Origin of the sequence: Rhizobium zaerense (assembly GCF_051810725.1) — a bacterium.
GTDB lineage: Bacteria > Pseudomonadota > Alphaproteobacteria > Rhizobiales > Rhizobiaceae > Rhizobium > Rhizobium leguminosarum_I.
Genome location: NZ_CM132690.1, coordinates 4,403,500 through 4,423,544 on the forward strand (window position 1 = coordinate 4,403,500; position 20,045 = coordinate 4,423,544).

General features: G+C 61.7%; 13 protein-coding genes and 1 pseudogene. 5 read left to right on the top strand and 9 right to left on the bottom strand.

The features are described from left to right. Positions 1–7: 7 nt before the first annotated feature. A pseudogene (locus tag ACS4RR_RS21990) lies at positions 8–1,784 on the bottom strand (acyl-CoA dehydrogenase family protein). A gap of 208 nt (positions 1,785–1,992) precedes the next feature. On the opposite strand from ACS4RR_RS21990, the gene ACS4RR_RS21995 reads away from it, so the two are divergent. Then, a complete protein-coding gene (locus tag ACS4RR_RS21995; RefSeq protein ID WP_020486033.1) occupies positions 1,993–2,988 on the top strand; it encodes a transporter in 996 nt (331 codons plus the stop codon). 239 nt (positions 2,989–3,227) lie between these two features. On the opposite strand, the gene ACS4RR_RS22000 is transcribed toward ACS4RR_RS21995, so the two are convergent. Continuing rightward, a complete protein-coding gene (locus ACS4RR_RS22000) occupies positions 3,228–3,707 on the bottom strand; it encodes a BA14K family protein (RefSeq protein WP_456189398.1) in 480 nt (159 codons plus the stop codon). Positions 3,708–3,933: 226 nt separating this feature from the next. Next, positions 3,934–5,178 (bottom strand): aromatic ring-hydroxylating oxygenase subunit alpha, encoded by a 1,245-nt coding sequence (locus tag ACS4RR_RS22005; protein WP_162118348.1) that lies wholly within the window; start codon positions 5,176–5,178, stop codon positions 3,934–3,936. Between the two features lie 418 nt (positions 5,179–5,596). Here ACS4RR_RS22005 and ACS4RR_RS22010 point away from each other — a divergent pair, with 418 nt between their 5' ends. Genes ACS4RR_RS22010 through ACS4RR_RS22020 form a run of 3 tightly spaced genes read left to right on the top strand, consistent with a single transcriptional unit; the run spans position 5,597 to position 8,704 of the window. After that, entirely contained in the window at positions 5,597–6,205 is a 609-nt protein-coding gene (locus ACS4RR_RS22010) for a DUF6656 family protein (protein WP_017963056.1), read from the top strand. Between the two features lie 54 nt (positions 6,206–6,259). Next, positions 6,260–7,234, top strand: a complete 975-nt coding sequence (locus ACS4RR_RS22015) for an L-threonylcarbamoyladenylate synthase (protein ID WP_456190166.1) — start codon at positions 6,260–6,262, stop codon at positions 7,232–7,234. A 33-nt stretch (positions 7,235–7,267) separates the two neighbouring features. Then, on the top strand, positions 7,268–8,704 hold the full coding sequence (locus ACS4RR_RS22020) for an FAD-binding oxidoreductase (RefSeq protein WP_456189399.1): 1,437 nt from the start codon (positions 7,268–7,270) through the stop codon (positions 8,702–8,704). A 258-nt stretch (positions 8,705–8,962) separates the two neighbouring features. Here the strand turns inward: ACS4RR_RS22020 and ACS4RR_RS22025 are convergent, their stop codons facing one another. Next, the gene (locus ACS4RR_RS22025; protein WP_456189400.1) at positions 8,963–12,298 is read right to left on the bottom strand and encodes a DUF1217 domain-containing protein; all 3,336 of its coding nucleotides are present in this window, start codon (positions 12,296–12,298) and stop codon (positions 8,963–8,965) included. Positions 12,299–12,598: 300 nt separating this feature from the next. Here ACS4RR_RS22025 and ACS4RR_RS22030 point away from each other — a divergent pair, with 300 nt between their 5' ends. Continuing rightward, positions 12,599–13,165, top strand: a complete 567-nt coding sequence (locus tag ACS4RR_RS22030; RefSeq protein WP_260110229.1) for a DUF6101 family protein — start codon at positions 12,599–12,601, stop codon at positions 13,163–13,165. An 85-nt stretch (positions 13,166–13,250) separates the two neighbouring features. On the opposite strand, the gene ubiA is transcribed toward ACS4RR_RS22030, so the two are convergent. The 5 genes from ubiA to ACS4RR_RS22055 all read right to left on the bottom strand — a co-directional run bounded on the left by ubiA (position 13,251) and on the right by ACS4RR_RS22055 (position 19,899). Beyond that, positions 13,251–14,210: a 4-hydroxybenzoate octaprenyltransferase gene (gene ubiA / locus ACS4RR_RS22035; protein WP_260111101.1), complete on the bottom strand. Its 960-nt coding sequence runs from the start codon at positions 14,208–14,210 to the stop codon at positions 13,251–13,253. A gap of 157 nt (positions 14,211–14,367) precedes the next feature. Continuing rightward, positions 14,368–15,183 carry a MipA/OmpV family protein gene (locus ACS4RR_RS22040; protein ID WP_456189401.1) on the bottom strand — a complete coding sequence of 272 codons (816 nt, stop codon included), beginning with the start codon at positions 15,181–15,183 and terminating at the stop codon, positions 14,368–14,370. Between the two features lie 364 nt (positions 15,184–15,547). Further along, positions 15,548–16,129 (bottom strand): histidine phosphatase family protein, encoded by a 582-nt coding sequence (locus ACS4RR_RS22045; protein ID WP_260110228.1) that lies wholly within the window; start codon positions 16,127–16,129, stop codon positions 15,548–15,550. Between the two features lie 67 nt (positions 16,130–16,196). Beyond that, a complete protein-coding gene (locus ACS4RR_RS22050; RefSeq protein ID WP_017963048.1) occupies positions 16,197–17,456 on the bottom strand; it encodes a cyclopropane fatty acid synthase in 1,260 nt (419 codons plus the stop codon). A 133-nt stretch (positions 17,457–17,589) separates the two neighbouring features. Beyond that, entirely contained in the window at positions 17,590–19,899 is a 2,310-nt protein-coding gene (locus ACS4RR_RS22055; protein ID WP_407768077.1) for a Tex family protein, read from the bottom strand. Positions 19,900–20,045: the final 146 nt, after the last annotated feature.

Sequence of the window (20,045 nt, forward strand, 5' to 3'; positions counted from 1 at the left end):
GGTCTCCTCAGGCAAGCAGGATGCGGGCGGCGGCAAGGCTTGCCGCGCCATTGACGACCCGGTCGCAAAGGGCTGCGGTCTCGGCAAGCAGGTTTTCGGCGGCGAAGCGGCAGAGCGCGATGCGGTTTTCGCCCGCCCCATCGACTCCCTCGGCGAGACCACCCTTGGCGAGATAACAGCCGGTGAGCACCAGCCCGAACAGGCGCTGATAGGGTGTCGCTCCCGAGAGCGCCTCGGTAACCCTGTTGTCGGCAAGCGTCTTCAGCAGCCAGGCGGTCGCCTGTTCGAGATCGGCAATCGCAGCCTCGAGCCTGGCAGCGGTCTCGCCGAAACCATTGAGATTGGAGCGGCGGACGCCATCGGCGATCTCTAAGCTCGGCGATGAAGCCCTTCACTTGGTCACCGTCGGAGAGCGGCAGCTTCCGGGTGACGAGGTCGATCGCCTGGATGCCGTTGGTGCCCTCGTAGATCGGCGCAATGCGGGCATCGCGGAGATAACGCGCCGCACCCGTCTCCTCGATAAAACCCATGCCGCCATGCACCTGAATGCCGAGCGAGGCGACATCGACGCCGGCATCGGTCGAAAAGGACTTGGCAATCGGCGTCAAAAGGGCGGCGCGCTCCTGCCAGTGGCGGCTCGTGTCACCTGCCCGGTGCGACATGTCGATCGCGTGGGCGCAGGCATAGGAAATGGCGCGCGCCCCTTGCGTCAGAGCCTTCATGGTGAGGAGCATGCGGGCGACATCGGGATGGTCGACGATCGGGCTCATGCCGGCGCCGCTTGAGCCCGGCGCCCTGCCCTGGGTGCGTTCCCTGGCATAGGCGAGCGCCTTCTGGGTGGCGGCCTCGGCGATCGCCACGCCCTGCATGCCGACGGCGAGGCGGGCATTGTTCATCATCGTGAACATGCAGGCGAGCCCCTTGTTCTCCTCGCCGACCAGCCAGCCCACAGCGCCCTTTTCGCCGCCGAATTTTCCGTCGCCGTAGATCATCGTGCAGGTCGGCGAACCATGGATGCCGAGCTTGTGCTCCAGCGAGTGGCAGAACAGATCGTTGCGGCCCCCAAGCGAACCGTCGTCGTTCACCGGGAACTTCGGCACCAGGAAGAGCGAGATGCCGCGGGTGCCGGCCGGCGCATCCGGCAGACGGGCCAGCACCAGATGAATGATGTTGTCGGCCGCGTCATGTTCGCCCCAGGTGATGAAGATCTTCTGGCCGAACAGGCGGTAGCTGCCGTCGTCGCGGCGCTCGGCGCGAGCCTTCAGGGCGCCGAGATCGGAGCCGGCATGCGGCTCGGTCAGGTTCATGGTACCGGTCCATTCGCCGGAGACCATCTTTTCCAGATATTTGGCTTTCAGCGCGGCACTGCCATGGGTGTTGACGGCCTCGACGGCACCCATCGTCAGCGTCGGGGCGAGGGCGAAGGCCATGGAGCCGGAATTCCACATTTCGAGTGCTGCGACATTCAGCATATGCGGCAAGGCCTGGCCGCCGAAAGCTTCGGGCGCCGTCAGGCCGTTCCAGCCGCCGGCAATCCAATGGCGGTACAGATCGCGCCAGCCATCCGGCAGCCGGACCTCGCCATCGATCAGACGAGCGCCCTGACGATCACCGATGTCGGCCAGCGGCGCCACTTCCTCTGTGGCAAAACGTCCCGCCTCGGCAAGGATCGCATCGACCAGATCTTCGCCGAGATCGCCGAGCAGCCCCTTGGAAATTGCCTCGCCCATGCCCGCTACGTGCTTCAACGTGAACGCGATTTCCTCGACGGGCGCTTTGTACATGGTTTTTCCTCCGCAGACCGGCCTCACAGCGGCAAAGCCCCTCCGAGACACGGGCTAATTGATTTTTACGTAAACGTCACTTTCGATTTCCTCGGCCGTCATGCGATAAGTCGCATGACGTGACGCTTTGCTCTTGCACCCTTGCACAAATGCACGTCATGGAGACACTCTAAGGAATGACATCGCCTTCGCAAAGGACCGGCGAACAATGGACACGTTGCCCGTCAACATACCCGGTTTCGTCTGGGCTTATCGCTTCTCACCCGAAGAAAAGACCGCGGTGCGACTGAACAATAGTGCGACGGTGGCGGAACTGACCGCCGACAATTGTTTCTACTGGCTGCACCTCAACCTTGTCGACGCCCGCGTGCCAGCCTTGCTCGATACGCTGGACGGGCTGACGGAGGACGCGAAATCGGCGCTGACGACGCGCGATACGCATGCGACCATCACTGTCGACGAGCAGATGCTCTATGGCACGCTCGTCGATTGCCAGCGCGATTTCGCCCAGGATACCAACAATCTCGGCTGGCTGCATTTCGCCATGTCCGACCGCTTCATCATCACCACGAGGCTGCAGCCGCTGCGCAGCGTCGAACGGGCACGCGCCCTGATCGAGAAGAATCCAGGCAAATTCTCCCGGCCAGTCGATCTCTTCGAACTGCTGGTGATCGAATTCCAGCGCACGCTGATCGCGGTCGTCATCGAACTCACCGAAGAACTGAACCAGATCGAGGATATCGTCTACGACAGCGCGCAGCGCGACGAGCGCCGGCGCCTGGCGCCGGTGCGGCGAACCGTGGTCAGGCTGCATCGCCATCTGCGCACCGTGCTGGCGCTGATGCGCCGGGCGGCGGCGGCCGACGACGACGAGATGCCCTTCGGCTTCGACGATGTGGCGCGGCGGCTGACGAGCCGGCTGGAAACGGTCGACCACGATATCTATGCGCTGCAGGACCGGGCACGCCTGCTGCACGAAGAAATCGATTCGAAGCAATCCTCCGAAACCAACCGTCACCTCTATCTGCTGTCGATCATGACGGCCTTCCTGCTGCCGCCGACGCTGGTGACCGGCTTCTTCGGCATGAACACGGCAAACCTGCCCTTCGCCGTCGGCGACTACGGCACCGAATACGCCGTCGCTCTGATCGTCGCCTCCATCGCCTTTGCCTGGTGGCTGCTGAGGCGCGTGGATATTCTTTGAGGGTGGACGTGCGGCGTGACTGCCGGGGCTCGCGGACCTACGCCTCGATCCGATGGGGATCAACCCGCACCGGCCCCTCATCCGCCTGCCGGCACCTTCTCCCCGCAGGCGGGGAGAAGGAACATGCCGCACCGTTTTCCTCAACCTCGACGCTGCACATTTGGCACGTCCCCTCTCCCCGTTTTTACGGGGAGAGGGTTAGGGTGAGGGGCAGACGTTTCTCGAGAACAGCACGTTTATCAATACGGCGAATAGCACTGCTGGCGTGGGCCGTTATAGGGCTGGAAGGTATTGTCGTAGGCGCGATAGGACCGGTAGCGGTTGGCGCACCAGGCAACGTGGCTCGAACCCATGCTGGGCGCAGGCGCGACGTAACGCGGCTGCGCGACAATGGCGCCGCCGATGACCGCACCGGCGCCGAAGGCGGCGAGCGGATACCAATAACCGTTATAATGGCGATAGCCCGGGCGGTAATAGGAATATCCGCGATAGCCGCCGTAATAGCCGGGCCGGTAGTAGGCGCCGGGACGATAGCCTGGCCGGTAGCCCGGACGGTAACCGGGGCGATAATAGCGGCGGTATTGGACGTTCTCGACGGCTGCGGACTTTTCCACCTGCGGGGCGGTCGGCATCTGCATTGCCTGCGACGGCACGAAACCTGTCAGAACCACGGCCGCAGCCAGAACTGCAGTCGCGATCTTGTTACTCAAACCGAACATTCTTCTCTCCCATTCAACAGCGATAACCGCCTGCTCAGCAACGCTTTCGTGCCGGAATGGTTCCGAAAGCGGCCGGGGCCGGCTGCTTTCGTATGTCTAAAGAAATCGATCTGAACCGGGCATTAACCGCGAGGCCTTCCTCGATGATCTCGCCCGGAACGCACCTCAGTCCTCTGTTCATGCATATCGTGATCCCGGAACCGCTAACAGTTCCGGGCGCGATGGATCAGGCCACGGCGGAAATTTTCGCCTGGTCGCCCTGCAGACGGTTCACCATGAAGTTCGAATACCATTCGAGGAACTGCATGACGCCGCCCTCATGCAGGGTGGAATAGGGGCCGGGCTCATAGGCGGGCGAGTGAATGCCGAAGGCGTTTTCCTCGACGATGCGGCGATCCTGATCGTTGGTCTCGGTCCAGACGTGGGTCAGTTCCTCGAGATCGTAATCCACGCCTTCGACGGCGTCCTTGTGGACGAGCCACTTGGTCGTCACCGCGGTCTCGTTGGCGCTGAGCGGCAGCACGCGGAAGGAGATGGCGTGGTCGCCGAGCAGGTGGTTCCACGTCGTCGGGTAGTGGAAGAGCAGCATGGTGCCGATATGGCCGATCGAGATATCGTCGGAGAGCGGACGCTTGACGGCGCGCTTGCCCGACATTGTGTAGCTTTCGGCATCCTCGATCAGCGGCATGCGGGCGGTGCGGAACTGACCGTCCGGCGAAATCTGGAACTTGCTCGGCAGGCCGGCGGCCTCGCAGCGCGCCCAATGGCCGGCGATCTCGGGATCGTCGGCGCCGCCATCCGTGCCGGTCACGCTCGGCGCTTCGGGATAGGTGCGGCAGAGTTCGGGGTGATTGGCGGCGCAGTGGTAGCACTCGCGGTTGTTTTCCCAGACAAGCTTCCAGTTGCCCTTTTCGATGATCGTGCTTTGGAAGGCAACCTTGCTCTCGCTGATCCGGTGCGGTGCGACATAGGGTTCGATCTTGTCGCGCACCGTCTGGAAATCCGGAGCGGTGTTGGCAAGGCAGATGAAGACAAAGCCTGCGACGGTTTCGCAGTGGACAGGCTTCAGGTTGAAACCCGATTTGTCGAAATCATCGCCCATGTGGCGGGCGAAGGCGAGCTTGCCTTCGAGATCATAGGTCCATTGATGGTAGGGGCAGACGAGACGCACGGAGGAGCCGTGCTCCTTGGTGCAGACGCGCGAGCCGCGATGACGACAGCTGTTGTGGAAGGCGCGGATGATATTGTCGCGGCCGCGGACGATGACGACGGGATAGCTGCCGATCTGGACGGTGAAATAGGCGCCCGGCTTCGGCAGTTCGCAATCATGGCCGATGAACAGCCAGTCGCGATAATAGATCATCTCCATGTCGAGCTGGAAATATTCCTCGTCGATATAGAACGGCTGTTCGAGGCTGAAGCCCTCACGGCGGCTCTTGAGCTGACGCAAAACGTTGCTGCGAATATCCATCTTCATGTCCTCGTGCACCCGGCTGCCGCCTTCCGGCAAGAAGGCCGGCGGAAGCGCGCCCGCTTCCTTCTCCTTCGGGAGAATTGTTCATGGCGTCATTTAATCACCGAGCATGGCTGCCGCTTGGTTGTAATGCGACATCGGCTTCGAAATTGACGACAGGATGCGGCAAGGCTTGAAGCGGCCCATCCCGGTCGATCACCTCGCCCGACTCTCCCGGCAATTATCCTCAATTGCGACATGGCGTAAAGACCCGTTGCGCAAAGAGGTCCACTGCCTGATATCGATGTCAGTCGTGTTTGCGACATCTACCGGCATTTGCCTTCAGCCGGCCTGCCGCCATGGCGATTTTTTAACATCGCCTTAAGCATACCGTCCTATCCTGCTGTTGATTCAGACCGACCGAAGAATGCGAACCATGGCCAAACTCCGGTATTTCGACGCGAAAGAAGCAGGTAAACTGCAAGAGCCGCAGCTGATTGCCGCGCATTCCGAATTTTTGCGCACCGGCCGCATTCCCCGCGAGCGGCGGCACTGGCTGGCCGAGGAAAAGCGCTATTTCACCCATGACGAGGTCGCCGCAAAGACCGGCCGCAAGCTGCAGGTCGCCGGCGAAAAGACGCATCAGCACATCAACGGCTTTCACCACTCGATCCAGTTTCCGAAGATGATCTTTCACCGGACGCTGGAGGACAGCCCGCATCTCGGCTATTGCCACGTCACCGCCGCGCGGACGAAATTCGCGCATTACGAAGAGGTAAGCTGGGCCTTCTACATCGCCAATTTCTATTCCGACATCGGCGACAACGATAATTTCTTCGAGCGCATCGATGTCGGTTATTCCCGCATGTATTTCGCCGTCGCCATCAAACCTGGCGAGAACTCCGCGGAAAAGATGACCATCGACCGGTCGGTGCGCGGCAACGGCCTGCTCTTCCGCACCCATGATCCGCAGGCTGCGATCCGCAACATCCTCTTGCTCGGTGCCCGCAACGAACAGCTGCGCGAAATCATCCGGCAGCTCTAAAGCGATTGATCGCGAGCGGCGGAAAGCCTAATGACTGCCAGGACCGGGCAGGATATGGCACGCATAATCGACATCACGGCAGACAGGCAAGCAGCGCTTGAGGCGGCCTCAGCTGCTCTTGCCGACGGCTTTGCCATCGCCATCCCGACGGAGACCGTCTACGGCCTTGCGGCCGACGCCACCAATCCCGCAGCCATCACCCGCATCTACGAGACAAAGGGTCGGCCGCGCTTCAACCCGCTGATCTGCCACATGGCCGATCTCGCCATGGCCGAAGAGCACGCCGAGTTCGACCCGGTCTCACGGGCGCTGGCCAGAGCCTTCTGGCCCGGTCCGCTGACCCTCGTGCTGCCGCTGAAGCCAGAAAGCTCGATCCATTCGCTGGCGACCGCCGGGCTTGACACCGTCGGCATCCGCGTGCCGAAGGGCTTTGCGGGCGCGTTGATCGGCGCCTTCGGACGGCCGCTCGCAGCCCCCAGCGCCAATACCTCGGGCCGGATCAGTGCGACGAGTGCCGCCCATGTCGAAGCCGATCTCGGGGCGCGGATCCCGTTGATCCTCGATGCGGGGCCAAGTGCTGTCGGCGTCGAATCGACGATCGTCAAAGCAGAGGGCGGCCGGTTGCGGCTGCTTCGGCCCGGGGGACTGGCGGCGCGCGAGATCGAGCGTGTCGCGGGCCAGCCGCTGCTGCGGCCGAAAACGGCATCGGCGGCGATCGAAGCGCCGGGCATGCTCGCCTCACATTACGCGCCGGGCGCTTCCGTGCGCCTCAATGCGACGGCGGTGGAACCCGGCGAGGCACTGATTGCCTTCGGGAGCGCTGCGGTTTCCGGCGCGAACGGTGCCCGGATCGTCCTTGATCTCAGCCCGCGCGGCGACCTGGCGGAGGCGGCGGCCAATCTTTTCGACTATATGAAGCGGGCCGATGCCAGCGGCGCCCAGAGCATCGCCTTTTCGCCGATTCCCGAGGATGGGCTTGGCGAAGCGATCAACGACCGGCTGCAGCGGGCAGCCGCGCCCCGCGACTGAAGGACAGTGCATCACGATGGAGAACCGAGGCCGATGAGCAATTCCAGCATTTCCACCGAACTCCTCGATCGCTTCGCGGCCATCGTCGGTGAAAAATACGCCTTGCGTAGCGAGGCAGATCTTGCACCGCATCTGATCGAAAACCGCGGGCTCTATCACGGCTCCTCCCCTCTCCTCTTGAAACCCGGTTCGGTCGAAGAAGTCTCTGATATCATGAAGCTTGCGACGGAGACCGGAACGGCGATCGTGCCGCAAACCGGCAATACCGGCCTCGTCGGCGGCCAGACGCCGCGCCAGGGCAAGTCCGATGTCATCCTGTCACTCGAGCGCATGAACAGGATTCGTGATGTCGATCCCGTGGCGAACGTGCTGGTGGCCGATGGCGGCGCCATCCTTGCCGAGGTGCAGAAGGCGGCCGAGGCGCATGGACGGCTGTTTCCGCTGTCGCTCGGCTCGGAGGGCTCCTGCCGCATCGGCGGCAACCTTTCCACCAATGCCGGCGGCACGGCCGTGCTTGCCTATGGCAATATGCGCCAGCTCTGCCTCGGCCTCGAAGTGGTGTTGCCGACCGGCGAGATCTGGGACGGCCTGCGCCGCCTGAAGAAGGACAATACCGGCTACGATCTGCGCGATCTCTTCATCGGCGCCGAGGGCACGCTCGGCATCATCACCGGTGCGGTGCTGAAGCTCTTTCCCCAGCCGCTCGGCCATCAGATAGCCTTCGCCGGCCTGAATTCGGTGGCGGACGCGCTTGCCCTGTTCAACCTCGCCTCCAGTCTCTGCGGCGCCTCGCTCACCGGTTTCGAGCTGATGCCGCGTTTCGGCGTCGAAATCACCACCCGCCATATCGACGGCGTGCGCGATCCGCTGGAGACCGCCTATCCCTGGTATGTGCTGATCGACATTTCGACGTCGGACTCGGCCGAGACGGCGGAGCGGATGATGAGTGGCGTGCTGGAACAGGGATTCGAGGCCGGGCTGGTGCTGGATGCGGCAATCGCCTCGTCGGTAGCACAGCAGAAGGCGCTCTGGCACATGCGCGAGAGCATGTCGGATGCGCAAAAGCCGGAAGGCGGCTCGATCAAGCACGATGTTTCCGTGCCCGTATCGAAGATCCCGCATTTCATGGCCGAGGCCGAAGAAGCTGTCATGGCGGCGATGCCGGGCGCCCGCATCTGCGCCTTCGGCCATATGGGCGACGGCAATATTCATTACAATATTTCCCAGCCGCTCGGCGCCGACAAGGACGCCTTCATCGCCCGCTGGCACGAGATGAACCATATCGTCCATGGACGGGTGCTTGCGCATGGCGGCTCGATCTCGGCCGAGCACGGCATCGGCCAGCTGAAGCGCGACGAACTGGCGGCGATCCGGCCTGTGATCGAAATCGAGCTGATGCGCCGCATCAAGCGCGCCTTCGACCCCGCCGATATCATGAACCCGGGAAAGGTCGTCAGCCTCGATCCGTGAGGCCGACAATCGGAGGGATCGCCAACGTTTGCCCCTCATCCGCCTGCCGGCACCTTCTCCCCGCAGGCGGGGCGAAGGGAATATGACACAACCTTTCGGTTCCCACCAACCTTTCGCAGGGCACGTCCCCTCTCCCCGTCAGAAGGGGGAGAGGGTTAGGGTGAGGAGCAGTCATTGACGCCAACCGGACAGCTGTAGCTCAAGCCCTGGGACGACGAAACGTGGAGGAACCCGCTGCGTACTTTGCTGGGAATTGCCTTAGGACTGCTGCGTGCCGCCGCCGGTCAGGATCATCAGCGCCGGCGACTGCTGGGTGGCGTTCTGGACGTCGTACATCGCGGTAAACCGGCGCAGCAGCTTGTCGACCTTCTTCGGATCCTGGAGATCCTCGAGCTTGACGAAACGGTTGATGAGATCGGCCTGCTTGGCGACATCCATGCCCGAGATCTGCGACGGCAGGCTGTAGGCTGTTGTGATGACCTGATAGAGCGCCTTGTCGCCGAGGATCGAATAGATCGAGGTGATGCTCGGGGCCTTGCGGCTGAAATAGAGCGCCAGGCGCACGCCGTCGTTGGTTTCGCCTTCCTGGGTTTCCATCGTCTGCTTGACGTAGAGCTCCTGGGTGTGCTCCTCGGCCGCCTTGTTCTGGATGGTGCCGATCTTGGCGCGGGTCAGATTGCCATCCTTGTCGAAGTTGAAGGCGGCGACGATATCCTTGAAACGTGCATCGGCGGTGGCGTTGAGATAGCTCTTCTTGTCGTCTGGATCGGATGTGAAGATCTTCTTGAGCGTCGCCTTGTCGTAATCCTTCGGATCAAGGTTGTTCGCCTTCAGCACCAGGCCGGTCAGGCGGCTGTCGTCGAGGAAATCGTCGAGCGACTTCACCTTCGCCATGCCCTTGGCGAAATAGTTGACTTCAGCCGTCGCGTCCTTCGCCGCCTTGTCCTTCACCGGACCGTCCTTCATCAGCATGGTGATATGCGATCGATAGTCGGTGGCATATTTGGCCATGGTCGCGTCGGGGAGCGCCTGGAAGGGTGATGCCGCCTTGCCGTCGGGGCCGAAATTGAAGGCCCGGGCAAGATTGGTGATGCGTTCATCCTTGAGCGAGGCGACATAGCCATTCGGATCATAGGCATCGCTCGTCAGGATCTTGCGCATCATCGAGCGCGAGACCTCCTGGTCGGTCAGACCGAAGGCCTGCAGCGCCACATGGAAGAGATCCGGCAGCTTGTCGTTGCTCTTGCTGAAATCGGCGGACGAATTGCTGCGCAGGAAATCATTGACACTGTTGACGTCGGAGAAATTCAGCAGACTGCTGCTGTCGGCCATAAGCTTCTGGTAGTTGGATGCGACCTCGTCGATCGCCTCGTCGCGTTCGTCGTCGTAGCGCGCCGCATAATTGTCGTTGGTGGTCTGTGCCTGATCGGCCGTCTGGGCCGAACTGAGGACAGGAAGCGATCCGTCGGCGGCAAAATTGAAGTCGGCATTGAGATCGGCATGGCCGGCTGCGGCGGCGGCCGTCGCATCGGTCAGGATGCTCTTCAGATCGGCGTCCGAAATACTGAACGGCAGATTGTAGGTGCTCTTCAGGAAATTGGTCATGGCGCTGTCGGCAAGCAGATCATCGACATTGCCGATCGTCGACATCCTGGCGGAATAATCATCGGTGCGCGCCGCGGCGGCAAATTTGGTGCTGCTGATCTGGGTCGCGGTCTGCGCCGCCATGCCGTCCTCAAGCGTGCCGTCCGCCTTGAAATTGAAGGCGGCGGCGACGTCGGCATAGGTTCCGGTGCCGCTTTGATCGGTCAGGATAGCGCGAAGAGCGACGTCGTTGACGGTCGACGGGATGCCGTAGGCGTTGCGGACGAAATTGTTCAGCTTCTGGTCCGCCAGCAACTGATCGACGTTTGAGATGCCGGCGATGGTCGACTGGTAGTAGACTGCCGCATTGTCGGCCTTGCTGGTGGTGCTGGCGCTTTGCGTCGCGCTCTGCGAGGCGTAAAGGGTCGCGACCGAACCGTCCGCTTTGAAATTGAAGAGGTTGTGAACGTCGCTGTAGCCCTGGGCGCTGGCCGCGGTGGGATCGACGAGGAAAGTCCTCAATGTCGCATCGGAGACGCCGTCTGCGATCTGCATGCTGTTTCTGATATAGCTGACCGCAACCGCATCGGACATGATGTCGTCGACATTGGTGACGTTGCCGATCATGCTGTTGAAATGTGCTGCATTCGCCGCTGACTTGTCGGTCGTCGATTTCCGCTGCGCCGCGGTCTGGATCGCGGAACCGTTGATCGAACCGTCTGCCTGGAAGTTGAAGTCGGCATTGAGATCGGAATGGCCCTGGGCCGCGGCATAGGCCGAATCGGTCAGGATGTTCTTCAGGTCAGCATTGCTGAAACCTGTGCCGAGACCGTAGGCATCCTTGATATAGCGCGCCAGCACGCTGTCGGCGAGCAGGTCGTCGACATTGGTGATGCCGCTCGACTGTGAGGTGACGGTATAATAGTTGTTCGTGTTCGATGCGGCCGCCTTCAGACTGTTTGCCTGATCGAGCGTCTGGACGCGCGCCGTGCTGGAGGCCGACCCGTCAGCCTTGAAGTTGAAAGCGTTGTAAACATTGGTAAAGCCCATCAGCTGGGCATAACCGGGATCGGTCAGCACCGTGCGCAGCGCTGCGGCGGTGAAGTCGGCGCCCATGCTGTAGGCCGTCGTGATATAAGAGGTCAGGCGCTTGTCGGCGACCAGATCGTCGACATTGGTGATCGTGCCGATCTTCGCCGTATAATAGGCCTTGTTGTAATCGGCCGCCGTCTGGCCGACGTAATAGACGTCCGAACCGACCGAATTGTCGATGATGACGGACTGGGAATTCAGGGTGTAGGATTCGATGACCGAGGCCTTCTGCGCGGCGGTCTGCGCCGTGCCGGTGACGGTGCCGTCGGCATTGAAGCTGAACTGGGCGGCAAGCGCCTTGTACTTGTCGCCGCCTTGCGTGTTGACGACGCTCGTGGGGTCGCTGAGATCGCTCGTCAGCACCTGCCGCAGAAAATCCTTCGACGCATAGGTCGGATCAATCTTGAAGGTCTTCAGCACATAGGTGCGCAGCCGGGCGTTGTTGACCAGGTCGTCGACGGTCTGCACGCTATCGATATTGTTGCTGTAATAGGTGCTCTCAGCGCTGGCGGCCTTGTCGGCATCGACGAAGGACTGTTTGTAGAGGCCGATCAGGTCGTCCTCCTGCGCGTCGGTCTGGACATCCTTGGCCGGCGCGTTGAAATTGAAGGCGGCGGCAAACTCGCGATAACGCGTATCGGAAAGCTTGTTGGCGTAGCTGTTGGGGTCTGTGAGGTCGCTTTCGAGCACCTTCTTCATGAAGGCCTTGGCATAGGTCATATCCTCGAGACCATAGGCCTTCATTGCATAGCTATAGAGCTTGTAGTCGCCGAGGAAATCGTCGACGTTTTCGACCTTGTTGATATGGTCGGCGTAGTACTGAGCATCCTTCTTGACCGTCGCCTGCGACGCAACCTTGTTGAGGCTGGACGTCATATCCCGCGACAGGATCGTGTAAGCGAGGGAAGCCGAGATCATGAAAAGCGCCCTTTTCACCCAAATTTCTAAAAGAAAGACGAACTGCTGGTGAGCACATTTTGCCATGGAAAGCTTACCTGAGGCTTACCTCTGGATGCATCATTTCAGGACACCACATCGTTCACCTTCCGGAAACCCTGCCGGATTCGGTTTTGATAACCATCAGAGGAGGCAAAGTTTTCTTAACCGCAATTTTTAAGCTGTACGGAACGGCGGCTGCCTATTGTCAGCCATAGAGGACGAAAAGTCCCAAGGAGAAGACCGGAAATCGGCTCTCAGGTAAGACAAGGGTAGAATGAAATGAACAATCCCGTTATGAAGCCCGCCTGGGCTGGCACGACGTTGCGCCTCGATCCGACCCGCTTTCCCCAGCAGGTCAGCTATGCCATCCACGATTGTTCGGATGACGTCAATATCACGATAGACGAACGCGGTGCGGTCCTGCGCAAGGTCCTCCCCTCCAGCGGCCTGCCGCTCTCGATTGCGCTGCCGAAGCGCGTTTTCAAAGGTGTCGCCGCCCGCGCCATCGACCATGGCGACGGCGATGTCACCGTAACCCTCGAACTCCATCACACCGATCCGGAGCTCTGCATTCCGCTGCTCGTCGCCCATGATCTCAGCGATATCGCTGCCGACTGGCGCAGTTGGTCCGAAGCCTTCCGGATCCCGATGCTGATGGTCGAGGCCGATGGTGTCGCCCGGCCGCTCGAAGACCATATTGGTGCCTTACGCACCAGCGATCTCAAGCCGCGCCGCCGTCATTCCTACTTCGCCAATCGCCGTCCGCGCTTCCTCGTGCGCCGCACCACCGGCCGGCTGGGCGTCGCCATGAAGATCGAAGGTAAGGAAATCATCGCCCGCAATTGAGCGAAATCGCGAAAGTCCCGATTTGGCAATACGATTTTGAAACCCGGCGCCCGCGCCGGGTTTATCGTTTCATCCATTGTCCCAATCAGGGAATAGCAAACAGCAGCGATATGAAGAGGCCGAAGAAGATGATCAGGCCGACGCGGTTGTTCGATTTGAAGAGCGCCAGGCACTGGTCGGCATCGTTGATATCGAGCCGGACGATCTGCCAGGCGAACATGCCGGCCGCACCGAGCAAGGCCAGGAAAGCGATGAGATTAGCGCCGGCGAGAGCGAAAGCGATAAACATCAGCACCAGCGTCAGCCCATAAAGGCCGATCAGCCATCGCCGTGTCCTATCGCCGAACAGGCGCGCAGTGGAGCGGACGCCGATCAGCTCGTCATCCTCCTTGTCCTGATGCGCATAGATCGTATCGTAACCGATCGTCCAGGCGACGGAGGCGGCGTAGAGCAGGATGGCGGCAAAGGAGAGGCCGCCGAGAATGCCGGCCCAGCCCATCAGCGCGCCCCAGGAGAAGGCAAGTCCGAGGTAGAATTGCGGCCAGTCGGTGAACCGTTTGGCATAGGGATAGAACGCCACGATCCCGAGCGAGAGTACGCCGAGGAAGACGTTGAGCCAGTTGAACTGCAGCAGCACGAAGAGGCCGACCAACGCCTGCAAGCCGATGAAGATCTTCGCCCGTCGGCGGCTGACGCGGCCGGAGGGGAGCGGACGCGACCGCGTGCGCGCCACCTCCATGTCGATCTGGTGGTCGACGAGATCGTTATAGGTGCAGCCGGCGCCGCGCATGGCGACCGCGCCGATGAAATAGAGGAACAGGTGAGACACCAGCACACTGCCGGAATAGATCCCCTCACCGATCGCCGCATTGGCGGCAAGCGTCGCCGACCAGAAGCACGGCCACATCAGCAACTGCCAGCCGATCGGGCGATCCCAGCGCGCCAACTGCGCATAGGGCCAAAGCCATGACGGCAGGATCCGGTAGACCCAGTTATCGGAAGGTGCGTCGGAGACGCGATCGTTGAAATCGCCGGTATCGTGCATGCCGCTCATCTAGCGGCGGGCCGCCGACCCGGTCAAGACGCGATCATTGCAATGCCACTTGCATCATTCCTCAGACCGGAATCGATCCCGGCGAAGTCATGTGGCAATTCAAAGCGTTACAGCGCCGCATGTCCGGAAAGGCCCGCGGCGCCGTCAATCACTGCAGTGAAAAATTGAACTTGTAGGTCGCCGAGACCCCGATTACGACCTGGTTCTTCGAGCCGCGCTCGCGCACGAGACTGCTGTCAGCGGCAGGACCTGCCAGCCGCTTGTATTCGAGGAAGGAACTGGCAGAGAGGTTTTCCGTCGCCTTCCAAGTGAGCGCCGTGCCGGCGCCATAGGACTGGATGCCCGACGACGGCTTATAAGGATCAAGACCGCTTGCCGCCGCCTGCTTGGCGTTGACGCCGTAATAGGCGTCGTAATAGCCGCTGGTGGCGAAGGTCGCGCGCGGACCGCCTGATAGTTGCAGGTCGGGCGCGATATCGGTGAAGGCATCGACCGCGAGATCGGCGACGATGCCGTCATGCGCGCGGATGCCCTGGCGGACTTCGGCGCGGGCGCGCAGGAAATCTGTGGGGTAGACCTCGACGAAACCGCCGGCTTCCGCCCCCCATTTGACCTTCTTCAAGCCCTTCAGCTCGCTGCCGTCGCCGTCATCGCGCGACGGCACGAATCTGCCGACGATGCCGGCACGGAAGGCACCCTTGTCAATGAGGGCGAAAGAAGGATTATCGTTACGCGAGGAAAAACGCTGGCCGGCGCCCTGGCGGCCAACCGAGATCAGCGGGCTGAACTTGAATTCGTTGTGCGACGAGCCCTCGAATTTCGGGGCGGAGAAGCCGGCGACGCCGACGCTCAGATACCAGTCGCCGGACCAGAAGTGCTGGCCGCTTTCCTGCGCGGCGGCCGCCGAACCTAGAGATGAAATGGCAATAGCTAAAGAGATCGATACGACTGATCGATGAGACACGTCCGCACTCCAGAAAAAGCAAAAACAAAGCCGCGGAGAGCGGCGCTCGCTACATCTATCCTGATGTCGTTACCCCAATGTTAACCACGGTGAAACAATGGGCGCTCATGAAAGTCGGTGCCGTGCGGCCCCCTCATCCGCCCTACGGGCACCTTCTCCCCGAGGGGAGAAGAGGGAGAACGCCGCTTCGTCAGCAACCCCATTGGATGGCGTACCGTTGAGCAGGCGGGTTCGTTTGGCAGTGTCGGCGCGCCTTCCTCCCCTCTTCTCCCCTCGGGGAGAAGGTGGCCCGAAGGGTCGGATGAGGGGGCCGCACCCTGGTGGCATCTACTATCGAATTCCGCAAAACCACTCCCCCGCTTCCCTATCTCTGGTTCCAGCGGCGGATGACCGGTTCGGTCAGATCGTGCTCGTAGCCGAGCACGCTGATACTCGTCGTATCGAGCGAGAAATACGCGCCGCCTTCCGGCGGCAGACCCAGCCAGCGGGCAGCGAGGACGCGCAGGAAATGCGAGCTGGAGAAGATCAGGATGGTGCCGGCCGTTTCGCGAAGCGCATGGATGATGGCGTCGGCGCGGGCGCCGACATCGGCGGCGAATTCGCCATTTGGGCAGCCGTCGCGAAAGAGCTGCCAGCCGGGGCGCTCCGCCAGAATCGCCTTGGTCGTGATGCCTTCATAGGCGCCGTAGTCCCATTCGGCGAGATCGTCCTTGATCACCGCGCCCGAGCCGAAGCCGGCGAGCGCACAGGTCTTGCGGGCCCGCTCGGACGGGCTCGACCAGACGGCGGAGAAGGTAAGGCCCGCCAGCCGGTCGGCAAGTTTGCGGGCGGCAGCCTCGCCGTTCGCCGTCAAGGGAATATCGCTGCGTCCGGTATGGCGCCCCGACAGGCTCCATTCGGTTTCACCGTGGCGGACCAGATAGGTCTCGGGAAACGCACTGCTCATCGGCACGTCCTTTCATGAGAATCGGTCCCTCGGCTAAAGCGCCAGCGGAAGCAGCACTTCCGCGGGATTAGAACGTCACCTTTTCCAGCGGGGCGCGCCTCGCCTCGAATTCCTTCAGCTTGGCTTCGTTGCGGGCAATGTAATTGCGATTGTCGGGAACGGCGAACTGGTTCTTGGCGATCTGGATCTGCAGGATGAAGAGCTCGTCCCAGCGGAAGCCCATTTCCGAACCGGCCAGATAGAATTCCCACATGCGGAAGAATTGCTCGTCGTAAAGCGCCACGGCTTCGGCCTTGCGCGCCACGAAACGCTCGCGCCAATGGCGTAGCGTATAGGCATAATGCATCGGCAGGATTTCGATATCCTTGACCAGCAGCCCTGCCTTTTCGAGCGGCGGCACGACCTCGCCGACGGACGGGATATAGCCGCCGGGAAAGATATATTTCTCGATGAAGGCATTGGTGGCAAAGCTCGGCTTCGGGCGACCGATCGAATGCAGCACCATGACCCCGTTGTCGTCGAGGAGATCCGACACCTTACGGAAGAAATTGCCGTAATTGCCGATGCCGACATGTTCGAACATGCCGACCGAGACGATGCGGTCGAACTTCCGGCCGGTCATGGTGCGGTAGTCCTGCAGTTCGAACCGCACCCGGTCGGCAAGGCCCCGCTTTTCGGCGCGCGTGCGCGAGACCTTGAGCTGCTCCTCGCTCAGTGTGATGCCGGTGAACTCGGCACCTTCGGTCGCCTCCGTCAGGTACATGCCCATGCCACCCCAGCCGGAGCCGATCTCCAGGATGCGCTGGTTCGGCTCGAGCAGAAGCTTGGCGGCGATATGGCGCTTCTTGGCGAGTTGCGCCTCATCGAGACTGATGCCGGCGGGTTCGAAATAGGCGCAGGAATATTGCCAGTCCTCGTCGAGGAAAAGATCGAAGAGCTTGGCCGAAAGGTCGTAATGATGGGCGACATTGTGCTTGTTGCGATTGACCGGCACGCGGCTCTTCAGCTGCTGCCAGGCAATGCGGCCAAGCAGCAGTGCCGCCATCTTGAAATCGAAGATTTCATTGGTGGTGTTCTGTTTCACCAGCGACAGGAAATCGTAGATGTTGCCCTGTTCGAGAATGAACCGGCCTTGCATGTACATTTCACCGAGCTTCATGGTCGGGTCGCGCCGGATGGCGTCCTCGGCCTCCTGATCGGCAAGGCGAGCGACAACGGGTTCACCCGTGCCGTCGCCGATCGTGTGGGTTTCGCCATTGGCAAGGGTAAGTTTCAACGAACCCTTGCGGACGATTTGCTGGACGATCGATAAGAATGCCGACGCCATGCACGCCTCGCAAATGTGACAGGATGGTCACATCAACTTAGTCGCTCTCTTTCGCCTTACAAGCGCCGGATTTAGCACTCCGTTCAGAACGCTGCCAAACTGTTGCATTTTTGCCGAAATGCCGGCTAAACCCCTATTTTCGCTTCATGGCTTCGGTAAGTGCCGCGCCGAATGCGCCCTGGCTTTCCGGTTTCTGAGCCGCAGGCCGGCGTTCGTTCTGCGGCCGCGCCCCTTGGTTTGGACGAGAATCACCGCGCGGCGGCGGCGCCGATGAACCATCGTCGCGTCGCATGGAAAGACCGATGCGCTTGCGCTTGGCATCGACTTCGACAACCCGCACCTTGACGACATCGCCCGCCTTGACGACCTCGTGGGGATCCTTGACGAAGCGATCGGCAAGCTGGGACACATGCACCAGACCATCCTGGTGCACGCCGATATCGACGAAGGCGCCGAAGGCGGCGACATTGGTCACCGTGCCTTCCAGCACCATGCCGGGCGTCAGGTCGGAAATTTCGTTGACGCCCTCGGCGAAGGTCGCGGTCTTGAAGCTCGGACGCGGGTCTCGGCCAGGCTTTTCCAGCTCCGCGATGATGTCCCTGACCGTCGGCAGGCCGAATTTCTCGTCAATAAACTGGCGTGGATCGACCGATTTCAAGACGGCACTATCACCCATCAGCGCGCGCAGATCGCGGCCGCAGGCGGCGACGATCTTCTTGGCGACGCCGTAAGCCTCCGGATGCACAGAAGAGGAATCGAGCGGCTCCTTGCCGTTGGGAATGCGCAGGAAGCCGGCGCATTGCTCGAAGGTGCGGCCGCCGAGGCGGGCGACCTTCAGGAGATCCTTTCTCGTCTCGAAACGGCCTTCGCTGTCGCGGTGACGGACGATGGCGTCAGCAATCGACGGGCCGAGGCCGGAGACGCGGGACAGCAGCGGCGCAGACGCGGTGTTGAGATCGACACCGACGGCATTCACCGCATCTTCCACCACCGCATCGAGCGAACGCGACAGCTTCTGCTGGTCGACGTCATGCTGATACTGGCCGACGCCGATCGACTTCGGCTCGATCTTGACGAGTTCGGCCAACGGATCCTGCAGGCGCCGCGCGATCGAGACGGCGCCGCGCAGCGACACGTCGAGATCAGGGAATTCAGCAGCAGCGGTCGCCGAGGCGGAATAGACCGAGGCGCCGGCTTCCGAAACGATGACCTTGGTCGGCTTCGGCGCCGGCAAATCGGCCAGCATGTCGGCCACCAGTTTTTCGGTTTCGCGGCTGCCGGTGCCGTTGCCGATCGAGATCAGCTCGACATTGTGCTTGCGGACCAGCGAGGCCAGCTCGACCTGGGCGCCGCGCACATCGTTCCTCGGCTGGAAGGGATAGACGGTCGATGTCGCCACCACCTTGCCGGTGCCGTCGACGACGGCGACCTTGACGCCGGTGCGGATGCCCGGATCGAGACCCATCGTCGCGCGCGAGCCGGCGGGCGCGGCCAGCAGCAGATCCTTGAGATTGCGGGCGAAGACATGGATCGCCTCCTCTTCCGCCCTTTCGCGCAGTTCCCGCATCAGGTCGAGCGAGAGCGACATGGAAAGCTTGACGCGCCAGGTCCAGCTTGCGACCTCCATCAGCCAGCGGTCGCCGGGACGGCTGGTACCGATCTCGTATGCCGCCACGATCATGCGCTCGACCGGCTTGTTCGGGGAGGCCGTCTCGGCGTCGGCCTCGATCGTCAACGTCAGCACCTCCTCGTTCCAGCCGCGCAGCATGGCGAGCGCGCGGTGGCCGGGGGCGGTCGCCCAGCGTTCGGAATGGTCGAAATAATCGGAAAACTTCTCGCCCGTCGCCTGCTTGCCGTCGACGACTTTCGCCTTCAGCAATGAGGCTTGGCGCATATGAGCGCGCAACCTGCCGATCAGGTCGGCATTTTCGGCAATGCCTTCGGCGATGATATCGCGCGCGCCCTCGAGCGCCGTCTTCACATCGGGCACATCAGCGGTGACGAAGCCTTCGGCCAGCCCCGCCGGTTCCCTGGCGCGGTCGGCGAGGATCCTCTCGGCGAGCGGGCCGAGGCCGCGTTCACGGGCGATTTCTGCCCGCGTGCGGCGCTTCGGCTTGTAGGGCAGATAGAGATCTTCAAGCTCGGCCTTGGTTTCGGCGCCTGCGACCTTGGCCATCAGCTCGTCGGTCATCTTGCCCTGGCCGGTGATCGATTCGACGATCGCGTCGCGCCGGGCTTCGAGTTCGCGCAGATAGACCAGCCGCTCGGCGAGATTGCGCAACTGTGTATCATCCAGCCCGCCCGTCACTTCCTTGCGGTAGCGGGCGATGAAGGGCACGGTTGCGCCCTCGTCAAGCAGCTCGATGGCGGCTTTGGCCTGTTCGGGCCGGGCGTTGATTTCGGCGGAGATGCGGGCTGCGAGAAAACGGAGGTCTGCGGCCATGGGATTTCCTGTTTCGACAGAGGTGGCGGGACCATAGCGGCGAAAAGCGGCAAGGCAATGCCCGGCTGTGGTTTTCACAGCGGAAGTTAATGGATTGGGGATTATCGGCGTGTTGCCGCATGGCCCCCTCATCTGCCTGCCGGCAT